Source organism: Paenarthrobacter nicotinovorans (assembly GCF_007670255.1).
GTDB lineage: Bacteria > Actinomycetota > Actinomycetes > Actinomycetales > Micrococcaceae > Arthrobacter > Arthrobacter nicotinovorans_B.
Genome location: NZ_SZVS01000003.1, coordinates 336,820 through 350,995 on the forward strand (window position 1 = coordinate 336,820; position 14,176 = coordinate 350,995).

The 14,176-nt window shown below is 63.7% G+C and carries 13 protein-coding genes; 10 read left to right on the forward strand and 3 right to left on the reverse strand.

What is annotated here, in order from left to right:
* The first annotated feature begins 28 nt into the window (after positions 1 to 28).
* From leuC to FDP28_RS06895, 6 genes are all read left to right on the forward strand, one after another.
* Entirely contained in the window at positions 29 to 1,480 is a 1,452-nt protein-coding gene (leuC, locus tag FDP28_RS06870) for a 3-isopropylmalate dehydratase large subunit (RefSeq protein ID WP_144659956.1), read from the forward strand.
* 9 nt (positions 1,481 to 1,489) lie between these two features.
* Positions 1,490 to 2,098: a 3-isopropylmalate dehydratase small subunit gene (gene leuD, locus FDP28_RS06875; RefSeq protein ID WP_144659957.1), complete on the forward strand. Its 609-nt coding sequence runs from the start codon at positions 1,490 to 1,492 to the stop codon at positions 2,096 to 2,098.
* 208 nt (positions 2,099 to 2,306) lie between these two features.
* Positions 2,307 to 3,632 (forward strand): UDP-N-acetylglucosamine 1-carboxyvinyltransferase, encoded by a 1,326-nt coding sequence (murA, locus tag FDP28_RS06880; protein WP_144659958.1) that lies wholly within the window; start codon positions 2,307 to 2,309, stop codon positions 3,630 to 3,632.
* An 11-nt stretch (positions 3,633 to 3,643) separates the two neighbouring features.
* Positions 3,644 to 4,417 (forward strand): lysophospholipid acyltransferase family protein, encoded by a 774-nt coding sequence (locus FDP28_RS06885; RefSeq protein WP_144659959.1) that lies wholly within the window; start codon positions 3,644 to 3,646, stop codon positions 4,415 to 4,417.
* Positions 4,414 to 5,466, forward strand: coding sequence for an NAD(P)H-dependent glycerol-3-phosphate dehydrogenase (locus FDP28_RS06890; protein WP_144659960.1), 1,053 nt, complete (start codon positions 4,414 to 4,416; stop codon positions 5,464 to 5,466). The genes FDP28_RS06885 and FDP28_RS06890 overlap by 4 nt, the downstream gene beginning before the upstream one ends.
* A complete protein-coding gene (locus FDP28_RS06895; protein ID WP_144659961.1) occupies positions 5,466 to 6,602 on the forward strand; it encodes a D-alanine--D-alanine ligase family protein in 1,137 nt (378 codons plus the stop codon). The genes FDP28_RS06890 and FDP28_RS06895 overlap by 1 nt, the downstream gene beginning before the upstream one ends.
* Before the next feature lie 7 nt (positions 6,603 to 6,609).
* Here FDP28_RS06895 and FDP28_RS06900 read toward each other — a convergent pair whose 3' ends face one another.
* Positions 6,610 to 7,119, reverse strand: a complete 510-nt coding sequence (locus tag FDP28_RS06900) for a DUF3515 family protein (RefSeq protein ID WP_144659962.1) — start codon at positions 7,117 to 7,119, stop codon at positions 6,610 to 6,612.
* 123 nt (positions 7,120 to 7,242) lie between these two features.
* Between FDP28_RS06900 and thiL the strand changes: the two genes are divergently transcribed.
* Genes thiL through rsmD form a run of 4 tightly spaced genes read left to right on the forward strand, consistent with a single transcriptional unit; the run spans position 7,243 to position 12,122 of the window.
* Positions 7,243 to 8,256 (forward strand): thiamine-phosphate kinase, encoded by a 1,014-nt coding sequence (gene thiL, locus FDP28_RS06905; protein ID WP_144659963.1) that lies wholly within the window; start codon positions 7,243 to 7,245, stop codon positions 8,254 to 8,256.
* A 22-nt stretch (positions 8,257 to 8,278) separates the two neighbouring features.
* On the forward strand, positions 8,279 to 9,277 hold the full coding sequence (locus FDP28_RS06910; RefSeq protein ID WP_144660020.1) for a DAK2 domain-containing protein: 999 nt from the start codon (positions 8,279 to 8,281) through the stop codon (positions 9,275 to 9,277).
* Positions 9,267 to 11,522: an ATP-dependent DNA helicase RecG gene (locus FDP28_RS06915; RefSeq protein WP_144659964.1), complete on the forward strand. Its 2,256-nt coding sequence runs from the start codon at positions 9,267 to 9,269 to the stop codon at positions 11,520 to 11,522. The genes FDP28_RS06910 and FDP28_RS06915 overlap by 11 nt, the downstream gene beginning before the upstream one ends.
* 33 nt (positions 11,523 to 11,555) lie before the next feature.
* A complete protein-coding gene (rsmD, locus tag FDP28_RS06920) occupies positions 11,556 to 12,122 on the forward strand; it encodes a 16S rRNA (guanine(966)-N(2))-methyltransferase RsmD (protein ID WP_144659965.1) in 567 nt (188 codons plus the stop codon).
* Position 12,123: 1 nt separating this feature from the next.
* Here the strand turns inward: rsmD and FDP28_RS06925 are convergent, their stop codons facing one another.
* Complete coding sequence (locus FDP28_RS06925) at positions 12,124 to 12,912, reverse strand: spermidine synthase (protein WP_144659966.1); 789 nt, start codon at positions 12,910 to 12,912, stop codon at positions 12,124 to 12,126.
* Entirely contained in the window at positions 12,909 to 14,162 is a 1,254-nt protein-coding gene (locus tag FDP28_RS06930; protein WP_144659967.1) for an aminotransferase class I/II-fold pyridoxal phosphate-dependent enzyme, read from the reverse strand. The genes FDP28_RS06925 and FDP28_RS06930 overlap by 4 nt, the downstream gene beginning before the upstream one ends.
* Positions 14,163 to 14,176 lie beyond the last annotated feature (14 nt).

The following is a 14,176-nucleotide window of genomic DNA, read 5'->3' on the forward strand; positions in this document are numbered from 1 at the left end:
GAACAACCAACAGTGAAGGGAGTAGGCCGTGGGAAAGACACTGGCCGAGAAAGTCTGGGACGCGCACGTTGTGCGCAAGGGTGAAGGCGAAGGAGCCAACGCCCAGCCCGATCTTCTCTTCATCGACCTGCACCTGGTCCACGAAGTGACGTCCCCGCAGGCCTTCGAAGGGTTGCGCCTGGCCGGCCGAAAGCTGCGCCGCGTGGACCTGACAATCGCCACGGAAGACCACAACACTCCGACGCTGGATATCGACAAGCCGATTGCGGACCTCACCAGCCGCACGCAGATTGAAACGCTGCGCGCCAACTGCAAGGAGTTCGGTGTACGCCTGCACTCGTTGGGTGACAAGGAACAGGGCATCGTGCACGTCGTGGGCCCGCAGCTGGGCCTGACCCAGCCCGGCATGACGGTGGTTTGCGGCGACTCGCACACTTCCACGCACGGCGCCTTCGGAGCGCTGGCCATGGGCATCGGAACTTCCGAAGTCGAGCACGTCATGGCTACCCAGACGTTGTCCCTGAAGCCGTTCAAGACCATGGCAATCAACGTCGAGGGCACGCTGCGCCCGGGTGTTACTGCCAAGGACATCATCCTGGCCGTCATTGCGAAGATTGGTACCGGAGGTGGCCAGGGCTATGTCCTGGAATACCGCGGTTCAGCCATCCGTGCGTTGTCCATGGATGCCCGCATGACCATCTGCAACATGTCCATCGAGGCCGGAGCCCGTGCCGGCATGGTCGCTCCGGACCAGACGACGTACGAATACATGAAGGGCCGTCCGCACGCGCCGCAGGGCGCTGACTGGGACGCCGCCGTCGAGTACTGGAACACGCTTCACACCGACGAGGACGCGACGTTCGACGTCGAAGTGGACCTGGATGCCGACACATTGGAACCGTTCGTAACTTGGGGAACCAACCCGGGCCAGGGTGTTTCCCTCTCCGCGAAGGTTCCCTCCCCGGAGGACTTCGGCGACGAGAACGCCAAGCTGGCCGCTGAGCGCGCACTGACCTACATGGGTCTGGAAGCTGGAACGCCCATGAAGGACATCCGGGTGGACACCGTGTTCCTGGGTTCCTGCACGAACTCCCGCATCGAGGACCTGAGCGCAGCCGCGGACATTATCCGCGGCCGCGAAAAGGACCCCAACGTGCGCATGCTGGTGGTGCCGGGTTCGGCCCGTGTCCGTTTGGAAGCCGAAGCAATGGGCCTGGACAAGGTGTTCAAAGACTTCGGTGCCGAATGGCGTTTCGCTGGTTGCTCCATGTGCTTGGGCATGAACCCTGACCAGTTGGCGCCGGGGGAGCGTTGCGCCTCGACGTCGAACCGCAACTTCGAGGGCCGGCAGGGCAAGGGCGGACGCACGCACCTGGTCTCGCCCGTCGTCGCTGCAGCCACCGCGATCCGCGGAACGTTGAGCTCGCCGTCGGACCTTGAGCCGGCCTCGGCCGGAACGCTGACCGGAACCGCAGTCTAGGAGGACCCCATGGAAAAATTCACCACCCACACCGGCATCGGGGTCCCGCTGCGGCAGAGCAACGTCGACACCGACCAGATCATCCCCGCTGTCTACCTCAAGCGCATCACCCGCACCGGCTTCGAGGATGCCCTCTTCGCCGGATGGCGCAAGGACGAATCCTTCATCCTTAACCAGGCTCCGTTCAACGCCGGCTCCGTGCTGGTGGCCGGTCCGGACTTCGGCACGGGATCTTCCAGGGAACACGCTGTGTGGGCACTGAAGGATTATGGGTTCAAGGCCGTCCTGTCCTCGCGGTTCGCCGACATCTTCCGCGGCAACTCAGGCAAGCAAGGCCTGCTGGCCGCCCAGGTTGCCCAGGACGACATAGAACTCATCTGGAAGGTGCTGGAAAACAACCCCGGCACGGAGGTCAAGGTGGACCTGGTGTCCAAGACTGTTGAATGCGGCAATGTCGTGGCACCCTTCGAGATCGACGACTACACCCGCTGGCGCCTCCTGGAGGGACTGGACGACATCGGCCTGACGCTCCAGCACGAAGAAGACATCACCGCCTACGAAGCCACCCGGCCATCTTTCAAGCCCCGGACGCTTCCGGCGAAAGCGGACGCCGTCTAACCGTTGACGGATCAGTGGAAATTACGCTGGCAGAGGACCGTCGGACCCCGAGGAAAGGGGCCGGCGGTCCTTTTTTGCGCTGGATCTGCGGACATCGGATCCGTGTGGCGCGGGGCGGGTCCATTTCGGTTCGGTAACGTGAGCTTCTATGCTTAGCTGGAGCCTTTGTCAGTTTGGGGGGCGAGTAGTCGTGAGGAAACCGGTATAGATGAGTAGTGTTCTGACAATCCGCGGTGGCGTCCCGTTAACCGGACGAGTGACCGTTCGCGGTGCCAAGAACCTTGTGCCCAAGGCCATGGTGGCCGCGTTGCTGGGCAGTGAACCATCGGTGCTGAGGAACGTGCCGGAAATCAAGGATGTAGAGGTGGTCACCAGCCTCCTGCAGCTGCACGGAGTGACTGTCGTCAAGGATCCGGTGACGGGTGACCTCACCCTGGATCCCACGGAAGCCAAGACAGCGTCCAGCACGGCCATTGACGCGCATGCAGGGGACTCCCGCATTCCCATCCTGCTCTGCGGGCCGCTGATCCACGCGATCGGCGAAGCCTTCATCCCGGACCTTGGCGGTTGCAAGATCGGTGACCGGCCCATCGACTACCACCTGAATGTGCTTCGGCAGTTCGGTGCCGTCGTGGAAAAGCGTCCGGGCGGCATCCACATTTCAGCCCCGCACGGCCTTCATGGTGCCAAGATTTCGCTGCCTTATCCGTCGGTGGGAGCTACCGAGCAGGTTTTGCTCAGCGCAACCCGCGCCGAAGGCATCACCGAGCTCATCGGTGCGGCAACTGAACCGGAGATCATTGATCTGATCGCCGTCCTGCAGAAAATGGGCGCCATCATCAGCGTCCAAACGGACCGCACCATCCGCATCGAGGGCGTCAAGGACCTGCGCGGCTACAACCATCGTGCGCTTCCGGACAGGAACGAGTCCGCTTCCTGGGCCTCTGCTGCCTTGGTGACCCGGGGCGACATCTTCGTTGAAGGCGCCTCCCAGCGCGACATGATGACGTTCCTGAACACCTACCGCAAAGTCGGCGGCGGGATGGACATCGGCGATGACGGAATCCGTTTTTACCACCCGGGCGGAAAACTCACTCCGCTGGTCCTCGAAACTGACGTGCACCCTGGCTTCATGACCGACTGGCAGCAGCCACTGGTGGTCGCGTTGACCCAGGCCGAGGGCGTGTCGATTGTCCATGAGACGGTCTACGAGAACCGCTTTGGCTTCACCGAGGCCCTCGCCCGCATGGGAGCGAACATCCAGGTGCACCGCGAGTGCCTTGGCAGCGTGCCGTGCCGCTTCGGCCAGCGCAACTTCCTGCACTCGGCCGTGATCTCCGGCCCCACCCCACTCCGGGGCACGGACATCGACATTCCGGACCTTCGTGGCGGCTTCAGCCACCTCATTGCAGCCTTGGCCGCAACGGGAACATCCAAGGTCACCGGGATCGATATCATCAACCGCGGTTACGAGCGCTTCACCGAGAAGCTGGCTGCCTTGGGCGCCGATTTCGACATCACCACCATCAAGTAGCGGGGGATCCTTTGAAGGAATCGGCCACGAGCCGTGCCGTGTTCACGTTGCTGGCGGGGATTGCACGCCCGGCAATGAACCTGTTGATGGCCAGGAAGTGGGAAGGCCTGGAAAATCTTCCTGCCGGTGGTTTCATCGCGGTGCCCAATCACTGCACCGAGATCGACCCCATCGTTGTGGGGCATATGGTGTACAACCAGAAGCGCCCGCCGCACTTCCTGGCCAAATCGGGACTCTTCAAGGTGCCCGTGCTGGGTAGCCTGTTGCGCGCCACAAACCAGATTCCGGTTGAACGCTCGACGGCGGGGGCGAACCGCTCGCTGCAGCTCGCCAAGGAGGTGGTGGACGCCGGCGGCGCCATCATCATCTATCCGGAGGGTACGCTGACCCGCGATCCCGGTCTCTGGCCCATGAAGGGCCACACCGGGGCTGCCCGCCTGGCACTGCAAACGGGAGCGCCTGTGGTGCCCGTAGCGCACTGGGGTGCGCAGGAGGTGTTCCCCAGGTACGCCAAGCGTTTCCACGTCTTTCCGCGAAAGACTGTCCGGGTGCTGGTCGGAGAACCGGTGGATTTGAGCTCCTTTACTGACCGCCCCCTTGACCGCGGTACCCTCACGGAAGCCACCGAGGTGATCATGGACGCCATCACGGCTCTCCTGGAGACGCTTCGCGGCGAAGAGGCGCCGGCTGAGCGATGGGACCCCGCGCTCCACAAGCAGAGCAAGCATGGCCGTCTCGTTGAAGGTGCACCTGCAGAGGATGAGGACCCGGAGGCTGGAAAGTGACGCTGATCGAAAGCCCGGCGTTTGTGCCCACCACAGTGGCCGTGCTGGGCGCAGGGTCCTGGGGCACCACGTTTGCGAAAATCCTCGCTGACGCTGCAACAGCTGCCGGAGTCGAGCGCACGATCCGTATCTGGGGACGCCGCGCCGAAGTAGTGGAGCAGATCAACTCGGCCCACCTCAATGAGCAGTACTTGAGGGACATTGAGTTGCCGGCGGCCATCACCGCATCCACGGACGTGGAAGAAGTACTGAAGGACGCCTCTTTGGTGGTCCTCGCGGTACCCGCGCAGTCGCTGAGGCCCCAGCTGGGTGACTGGAAAGCGCTGTTGGCCCCCGACGCCGTGGTGGTGTCCCTCATGAAGGGCCTGGAACTGGGTACGGATGCCCGCATGAGCGAAGTGATAGCCCAGGAGCTTGGCCTTCCGGAATCGCGGGTTGCGGTGGTTTCCGGACCCAACCTGGCCATGGAGATTGCCCGCGAGCAGCCAACCGCCTCCGTTGTTGCTTGCAGCGACGCCGACACAGCCGCTGCCATCGCCCTGTGCTGCACGGCGCCCTACTTCCGTCCCTACACCAGTACTGACGTTGTCGGCGTGGAAATCGGCGGCATTGTCAAGAACGTCATCGCCTTGGCTGTGGGGATCTGTGAAGGCCGCCAGATGGGCGACAACACCAAGGCTTCCGTCATCACCCGTGGACTAGCCGAAACGTCAAGGCTCGCTCTGGCGCTGGGCGGGGAAGCCCACACGATGGCCGGACTTGCCGGGCTCGGTGACCTCGTAGCCACCTGCTCGTCCGCACTCTCAAGGAATCACACTGCCGGGCGGCTGCTCGGTGAAGGGCTCAGCTTGGAGCAGGTGGCGGAAGAAATGACGCAGACCGCCGAAGGCATCAAGTCCGGCGCTGCCGTGCATGAACTGGCGGGGAAACTGAACGTTGAAATGCCCATCACCGCGGCGGTAGTGGCCGTGCTGGAAGGCAGAATGTCCGTTGATGACCTGGGGCCGCGATTGCTGGCCCGGGCACTGAAGTCCGAAGGCGACTACTGATGGTGATTGAAGAACCCGCGGCCGTGAAGGCCAAACCCCGCGTAGCGATCCTTTTCGGGGGCCGCTCAAGCGAGCACGCCGTCAGTTGCGTTACAGCCGCTGGTGTCATGGGCGCCATCGATACGAACAAGTACGAGGTCATCCCGATCGGCATCGCCAAGTCCGGTCAATGGGTTTTGGCATCGGGCGACACCAGCCAGTGGTCCTTGAGCTCGACGTCCCTTCCCGAGGTTGCGGCGTCGGGCAAAACCGTCACCCTGGCCGAAGTCGGCGGCGAACACCAGTTGATCGTCACAGCGCCCAATGCCGTTCCGGAGGAATTAGGGAGCGTGGACGTGGTGTTTCCGCTGCTGCACGGTCCATGGGGGGAGGACGGAACCATCCAAGGCCTGCTGGAATTGTCCGACACCCGTTATGTAGGCGCCGGCGTGCTGGCCTCTGCAGTGGGAATGGACAAGCACTTCATGAAGGTGGTCTTCGAGTCCGCCGGACTGAAGGTGGGCCCCTACATAGCCGTGACGGACCGCGATTGGGTGACCGACCCCGAGGCTGTCCGCAAACGCGTGGACAAGCTCGGTTTCCCGGTGTTCGTCAAGCCGGCACGTGCGGGCTCTTCCATGGGAATTTCCAAGGTTGATTCGCTGGAAGGCCTCGATGCCGCCGTCGAAGAGGCCCGCCGCCACGACCTGAAGCTGGTTATCGAGGCCGGGATCGTTGGACGTGAGATCGAATGTGCAGTCCTGCAGGGACGCGGGACCGATGCACCACGCACCTCCATGCCGGGGGAGATCGCGGTCGCTGCCGGGGAACACCAGTTCTACGACTTCGCTGCCAAGTACGTGGAGGATGGGGCGGCTGCCCTCAGCTGCCCGGCCGACATGCCGGACGAAGCAATCGCACGAGTCAGGGAATTGGCCGCAGTGGCTTTCGACGCCGTGGGCGCCGAAGGCCTGAGCCGCGTGGACTTCTTCTACACTCCTGCGGGAGAGCTGATCATCAATGAGATCAACACCATGCCCGGCTTTACTCCCAAGAGCATGTACCCGCAGATGTGGGCTGCCTCAGGACTGGGTTACGCAGAGCTCATTGACGAACTCATCCACTTGGCATTGACGCGGAAGACGGGCCTGCGCTAGATCGCGCCTACTTGCTCGAAGGCAGGTTCTGCAGGTCCTCCTGGCCGACGCACTTGCCGGTGGGCTTGATTTTTCCAACGGCGGCCGCGAGCTCGGTCAGGACTGTCGCGGAACTGATGTTTGCCGCTTCCAACTTGACCGGATCGATCAGTATCTCCGTGGCGGGTACACGGCCAAAAGTAGTCAGCGTGTACACGGGATCGCCTTCCTTGATGACCCAGTCGACGTCGTTGACGCTGACACAGCGGTCTGTGGTGGGTCCGGGCACGTTCACACCGCAGCGGAGAATGACCTGCGAGGGATCTCCCCAGGCAGCCGTAGCCTGGCTGTTCGTCTTGCGGAGCGCAGCATCGCCGATCTTGTCGGGCAGGGCCACCATCATGGGGGCACAGGCAGGGTTGGCTGCGTCGGCGGCTGCGGTAACGTCAACGGCAGGTGAACAGGCCGACAAAGCCAGGACGGATGCAGAGGCCAGGGAAACGGCCAGCGCAGTGCGGCGGAGGGTCTTTCGATGCATCTCTCCAGCCTATCCCGCACGCACGGGCCTAACGGGCGTGGGTAGCCCCGGTCACATTGCTGCGAAGCCGGCGGTGCATCGCTGCGTCGTTATCCTGTCAGGGGATCGCGGTAGCGTAGAGCCGTGCCAGCAGAACAAGTGACCGTCCAAGACCTTTCCGAGTCCGAGCTCCTTGCCCGGATCTTTCCCCGGCTGAACAGCAGTGCCGGCGTTCTGCTGGGTCCCGGTGATGATGCTGCCCTGGTAGCCGTTCCGGATGGCCGCACCCTGATTTCCATCGACACGCAAACCCAGGACCAGGACTTCAGGCTCCAGTGGAAGAACGGCTACGGGACCACCGGGTACGACGTCGGGTGGAAGGCCGCCGCACAGAACCTCAGTGACATCAACGCCATGGGCGGCAGTGCTTCTTCCCTCGTCGTCAGCCTGACCATGCCGCCGTCCACACCCGTTGACTGGGTGGAAGCCTTTGCGGATGGACTGACCGCCGCCATCGTTGAGTTGGGTGCCCCGGATTGCTCTGTTGCCGGAGGTGACCTTGGACGCGGCCGCGAAATCGCGGTGACGGTCGCCGTCGTCGGGACCCTTGCCGGAGTCGCGCCCGTGCTGCGCTCCGGCGCGATGGCGGGCGACGTCGTAGCGGTGGCCGGCACCTTGGGGCGGGCGGCCGCGGGCTGGGCGTTGCTTGAAAGCGATGTTCCCTATGAGAGCCTCAGCGAAGAGCTCAAGGGCCTTGTGGAGCGCCAATGCAGGCCTCTGCCGCCTTTGGCGGCGGGACCGGAGGCTGCCAGGGCCGGCGCAACCGCCATGTTGGACATCTCCGACGGTTTACTGCGCGACGGCGGACGGCTCGCCGCTGCCAGTAATGCCGTGCTCGATTTCGACCCCCTGGCACTGAAAAAGTATGCCGCCGTGCTCGAACCAGCGGCTGCGCTGCTGGATCTTGACGCTATGCCCTGGGTACTGGGCGGGGGAGAGGACCATGGGTTGCTGGCCACGTTCCCAGCAGGAATTCAGCTGCCGCAGGGCTACACTGCGATAGGCTCAGTTCAAGCCGTTGTCGAGCCGACAGGCAGCGGCGTCCGGATCGCCGGGCATGCTGCTGACACCGTTGGATGGGATCACTTTGCAGACTAAGATCGCCGCGAACGCGCACGCCATGAAACGTTGGCTCGGCAAGGCGGAAGTGGTCCTCGGAAACCACAGTGACCGCCTCAACGCGATCAACATCTTTCCCGTCGCCGACGGAGACACGGGAACCAACCTCTACCTCACAGTACGTGCTGCTGCTTCGGCTTTTGATGAATCGGAAGCTCCCGACGCCGCCCATGATGTCGGCGCTGTGCTCTCGAAAGCCGGCCAAGCAGCCATGGAGCAGGCGAGGGGCAACTCGGGAACTCTGTTCGCAGTATTCCTGTGCGCCGCAGCCGAGCCGTTGGCCGGCAAGAGCAGGCTCAGTGCACCGCTTCTGGCCACAGCGCTGAACCGGGCCCAAATCCGTGCCTGGTCAGCACTCAGCGAACCGGTGGCGGGAACCATGCTCTCTGTCCTGGAGGCCGCCGCGCATGCCGCGCAGCGGGTCGACGCTGAACAAGACGGCGACGACAGCAACCATGCGCTGGGTCTGTCGCTGGACGCCGTGGTGGATGCCGCCTATCAGGCAGTGCTGCGCACCGAGGACGAGCTGGTCCAGTTGCAGGAGGCGCACGTGGTCGACGCCGGCGGGGTGGGCATGCTGCTGGTGCTGGACTGCCTCCGATCCGCCGTACTGGGCGAGGAACTGCAGGACGAGCTCCTGGACGACTTGCACGGCTACAAACTGCAGGATCCGCACATCCATGAGCACATGCCTGCCGACGACGGGGTGGAGGTCATGTGCACCATCAGCCTTTCCCCGCTCAATGCCGCTATCCTGCGTCAACGCCTGGATGAAATGGGCGATTCTGTCATCATGAGCCAGGTTGGCGGCGCGCAGGCCCACGCTGATGACGAGGAATCCACGATGGAGGCCAGCTACCGGTGGCGCGTCCACGTCCACGTCCCCGACCCGGCTCCCGCCGTCGAGTTGATTCGTTCCCTGGGTGATCCCACCGACATCGCCGTCAGCCAGCTGGCCCTGCCGCGACACGATACCGACCAGCCACGGCATGACTACTGAACTGGAATTGCCGCTCGAACGCAGGATCGGCAAGCGGTCAGCGGCGGTTATCGAGAAACACCTGGGGCTCAAGACCTGCGGTGCCCTGCTGAACTACTTTCCGCGGCGTTATCTGAGCCGGGGCGAACTGACTCCCATCAGCAAGCTGCCGCTCGATGAGGAGGTCACGCTCATAGCCCGTGTGGTGTCCAACAGCACCCGCCAGATGCGCGCCCGCCGGGGCTCCATCACCGATGTCGTCGTGACCGATGAGGCCGGCGGGAGCGGTGTTCCCGGGACACTGAAGGTCAGCTTCTTCAATGGTTTCCGGGCCAAGGCTGAACTCCTGGCCGGACGGCGGGCGATGTTTTCAGGCAAGGTCACCCGTTATGGCGGTGCCCTGGGCCTGACCAATCCGGACTTCCTCCTGTTGGACGAGGATCCGGAGGCTGAGGACTCCGTGGACCCCGCCAAGCTCGCGGCGATGCCGATTCCGGTGTACCCGGCCACGGCGAAGCTGACCAGCTGGTCCATCCACAAGGTGGTTGCCTCCCTGCTACAAACCCTGGACCTCGACGCGTTGGAGGACCCGATCCCGGAGCGTATTGCTGCCAGGGACGGGCTGCTCAGCGTCGCCGAATCATACCGGCTGATCCACTCGCCGGAGACGCCGAAGGATTGGCAGCGGGCGCAGGAACGCTTCCGCTACCAGGAAGCTTTGGTCCTTCAAACTGCCCTGGCCCGCAGGCGTGCCCAACTCGCGGCCGAAGAAGCCACCGCCAGGCGTCCCACAGCAGATGGCCTGCTCAGCAGCTTCGACCGGAGCCTGCCCTTTACCCTGACCGCCGGCCAAGCCGCCGTCGGAAAGACCCTTGCCGAAGAGCTGGGCCGCGACACCCCCATGAACAGGCTCCTGCAGGGAGAGGTGGGTTCCGGCAAGACCATCGTTGCCCTGCGCGCCATGCTCCAGGTGGTCGATGCCGGTGGCCAGGCTGCGCTCCTTGCCCCTACCGAGGTCCTGGCCGCCCAACACTTCGATTCGATTCGGCGCACGCTCGGCACCCTGGCGCGTGACACCATGTTTGGCGGCGCGGGCATGCTGGGTGGAGACCTCTCCCAACAGTCCGTGCAGGTAACGCTTCTGACCGGTTCCATGCCTACTGCCGCGAGGAAGCAGGCGATGCTGGACGCTGCTTCGGGTAATGCGGGAATCGTCATTGGTACGCATGCACTGCTGAGCGACAAGACCAGTTTCCAGGATCTAGGGCTGATCGTGGTGGATGAGCAGCATCGTTTCGGAGTTGAGCAGCGTGATGCCCTCCGTGCAAAAGCCCAACGGCCGCCGCACTTGTTGGTGATGACTGCAACGCCTATTCCCCGCACTGTGGCAATGACTGTTTTCGGCGACCTTGAGACGTCCATCCTCGATGAACTCCCGGCCGGCCGCGCGCCCATTTCCACCCACGTGGTGGGGCTGGCGGAAAACCCTGGCTGGGCGGACCGAATTTGGAAGCGTTCGCGGGAGGAAGTCGACGCCGGGCATCAGGTCTACGTGGTGTGCCCCAAGATCGGATCGGACGACGACGGCGACTTCAGTCCGGGCGAAGCGGAACCAAGCGACGCGGCGTTGTCGGACGAGGGTTCGGCCCGGGAGCTCGCGTCGGTGACCGCCGTCGTCGAGAGCCTCGCGCAGGAGCCGTCCCTGGGCGGCGTGCCGGTGGCACCGCTTCATGGCCGGCAGGACCCACAGGTGAAGTCGGAAACCATGGCGTCGTTCGCCTCCAACCAGACCAAGGTGCTGGTTTCCACAACGGTCATCGAAGTCGGTGTGGACGTCCACAATGCCACCTTGATGGTCATCCTCGATGCTGACCGCTTTGGCATTTCACAACTCCACCAGCTGCGGGGGCGGGTGGGTCGTGGCGGCCTTCCCGGCACGTGCCTCTTGGTAACTACCCTGGAGCCTGGCCATCCGAGCCGCCGCCGGCTGGAAGCCGTTGCCTCCACCACAGACGGTTTCGAGTTATCGCAGGAGGACCTTAAGCTTCGTCGTGAAGGCGACATCCTGGGTGCCTCGCAATCCGGTGGGCGCTCGACGTTGAAGTTGCTCCGGGTCCTTGAGCACGAGGACATCATCGCCCGCGCGCGGGCCGATGCCCAAGCGTTGGTGGGCCAGGATCCTTCTTTGCAGGACCAGCCGGCCCTTTCCGCTGCGATCGACCAGTACTTGAATCCCGAGAAGGAGGCGTTCCTTGAACGCGGTTAGTAGTCCAGGACAGCGTCGACGGGGAGTCGCCCAGTGAGCCGGATCATCGCCGGAGTTGCCGGTGGAAACCCCTTGGCAAGTGTTCCCGGGACTGCGACACGGCCCACCACTGACCGCGTCAAGGAAGCGCTGTTCTCGAGGCTTGAGTCGTTGGCGGTCATCGACGACGCCAGGGTCCTTGACCTTTATGCCGGTTCCGGTTCGCTGGGCGTTGAGAGTGCCAGCAGGGGTGCGCGCAGCGTGGACCTGGTGGAGTTCGATGCCCGGGCCAGCGACGTCTGCCAGCGGAATGCGGACCTGGTCAACCAGAGCCTGGGGACCAAGAGGGTTTCCGTCCACCGCTCCAAAGTGGAGTCCTACCTTGAACGGGCAGGCGAGTCTTCGGTATGGGATCTGGTCTTTCTCGATCCGCCCTACCCCTTGGACGAGCAGGCCTTGAGCGCAGTGCTCGAAAAATTGGCGCCTCACCTGGACGATGCTGCCGTGGTAGTGGTGGAGCGGAGTTCCCGCAGTCCTGAACCCGCATGGCCTGACGCCTTGGAAAGCTTCGCTGATAAGAAATACGGCGAGACCAAGTTGTGGTTCGCCGAACCTGCCTGAGTCAGCCCGTAATCTGGTCCAGGTCCACGCCGTGGAGGACGGTGGCAGGGTGCGGCCCCTTGGCCAGCAGCTCGGCTGTCCACTCCGCAGGCCATGGCGTCCGGGTGCCTGCCAAAATAATGTTGCCCGGATAACGGCCCGCGAACATCCCGGTTTCCGCAAAAGCAGCGACGTCCTCCATGGCCGCCCGAAGGGCCGAGACCTGGCTGCGGACCAGCGTCAGCGCAGGCTCGTCTCCGACGTTCACTATCAGGACGCCGTCAGGAGCCAGCCGTGCGGCGGCTTCTTCGTAGAAGTCACGGCACGCGATATGGGCAGGAGCCTCGGGCCCGGAGAAGATGTCAAGGATCACGACGTCGAATCCCACCTCTGCGGGCAGCTCAGCCAAGGCGGCACGTGCGTCGCCAATATGGGTGGTCAACCTGGTGCCTTCGGGCAGGGGCAGTTTTTGGAGGACGAAGTCCAGGAGTTCACGTTCCAGTTCAACTGCGTACTGTTCCGAGCCCGGGCGGGTGGCCTGGATGTAACGTGCCAGGGTGAGCGCTCCTGCGCCCAGATGAAGGGCCCGGATGGCTTGTCCGGGAGGGGCGGCCAGATCCACCAGCGACCCGATCCTGCGAAGGTACTCGTAGAAGATCTCCTCCGGCGCTGCCAGGTTCACGTGCGACTGTTCGGCGCCGCCGATGCTCAGGATGAAGCTGCCCTCAACCAACTCATCCGGTTCGATGGTGGCGTGCTGGCCGGTGGTTCTCAGGAAGCGCTCGGCATGACCCCGGTCCTTTGGCCTCACAGCCGGTCCTTCAAGCTGGCAAGTCGCCCAGCTGCTTCTTCAAGGACGTCGATCTTCTTGCAGAAGGCGAAGCGCAGCAGGCTTCGGGTGCGTTCCGCACCTTCCGGATGGCAGAAGACCGGGACGGGGATAGCGGCCACACCCACGAGGCCAGGCAGACGCCGTGCAAGATCAACGGAGTCCTGGATGCCCAGGGGTGCGGTGTCGACATTGATGAAGTACGTGCCGCTGGGGTTGTAGACCCCGAAGCCGGCGGCACGAAGACCCTCGGCGAGTATGTCGCGTTTATGGCGGAGGGTATCGGCAATGCCTTGATAGAAAGCGTCAGGGAGTCCCAGTCCAACAGCGATCGCGCCTTGGAAAGGCGTGCCGGAGCTGTAGGTGAGGAATTGCTTCACCGTGCGGACTGCGGCCACCAAGTGCGCCGGTCCGGTGAGCCAGCCGATCTTCCAGCCTGTGAACGAGAAAGTCTTACCGGCCGAGGAGATGGTGATGGTCCGTTCAGCGGCACCGGGGAGGGAGGTCACCGGGATGTGCGCCACTCCGAAGGTGAGGTGCTCATACACTTCGTCACTGACGATGATGGCGCCGTATTTGGCGGCAAGCTCCACGATCCTCGTGAGCACTCTCTCCGGAAAGACTGCTCCCGTGGGGTTGTGGGGGTTGTTGAGGAGGACAATTTTCGTCCTGTTGCTGAAGGACGCTTCCAGCGTCGCGGGGTCGGGCAGGAAGTCCGGTGCCAGCAGGGGAGCGGTCACGTGCTTGGCGCCGGCCATCCCGATGATGGCCCCATAAGAATCGTAGAAAGGCTCGAAGGTCAGGACTTCGTCGCCGGGTTGGACGAAGGCCAGCAGCGCGGCAGCGATGGCCTCGGTTGCCCCTGTGGTGACCAGAACTTCGGTCTCGGGATCGGGGTCAAGGGCGTAGAAGCGCTGCTGATGCGCGGAGACAGCTTCCCGTAGGGCGGCAATACCTTTACCGGGTGCGTATTGGTTGGCGCCGTCTGCGATGGCAGCCTGCGCAGCGGCTTTGATCTCGGCCGGACCGTCCTCGTCGGGGAATCCCTGCCCCAGGTTGATGGCGCCGGTGGACATGGCCAACGTTGTCATCTCCTCGAAGATGGTGACGCCCAGGCCGCCGTCGGGCGACAACAAATTGGCTCCAAGCGCAGCACGTTTCCAGGGGGCCGGAGCCCCGGTGGTTGTTCCGGAGAAGGGGGTGCTGCTGCCTGCTGATGCCATGGGAGCCATGGTATCCCGGTGAA

Bases quoted from the DNA above. Each gene is read 5' to 3' on its own strand.
- FDP28_RS06910 (WP_144660020.1), top strand. From the start codon at position 8,279: ATGAAACGTTGGCTCGGCAAGGCGGAAGTGGTCCTCGGAAACCACAGT.
- FDP28_RS06915 (WP_144659964.1), top strand. From the start codon at position 9,267: ATGACTACTGAACTGGAATTGCCGCTCGAACGCAGGATCGGCAAGCGG.
- FDP28_RS06900 (WP_144659962.1), bottom strand. From the start codon at position 7,119: ATGCATCGAAAGACCCTCCGCCGCACTGCGCTGGCCGTTTCCCTGGCC.
- FDP28_RS06930 (WP_144659967.1), bottom strand. From the start codon at position 14,162: ATGGCTCCCATGGCATCAGCAGGCAGCAGCACCCCCTTCTCCGGAACA.
- FDP28_RS06895 (WP_144659961.1), top strand. From the start codon at position 5,466: ATGGTGATTGAAGAACCCGCGGCCGTGAAGGCCAAACCCCGCGTAGCG.
- murA (WP_144659958.1), top strand. From the start codon at position 2,307: ATGAGTAGTGTTCTGACAATCCGCGGTGGCGTCCCGTTAACCGGACGA.
- leuD (WP_144659957.1), top strand. From the start codon at position 1,490: ATGGAAAAATTCACCACCCACACCGGCATCGGGGTCCCGCTGCGGCAG.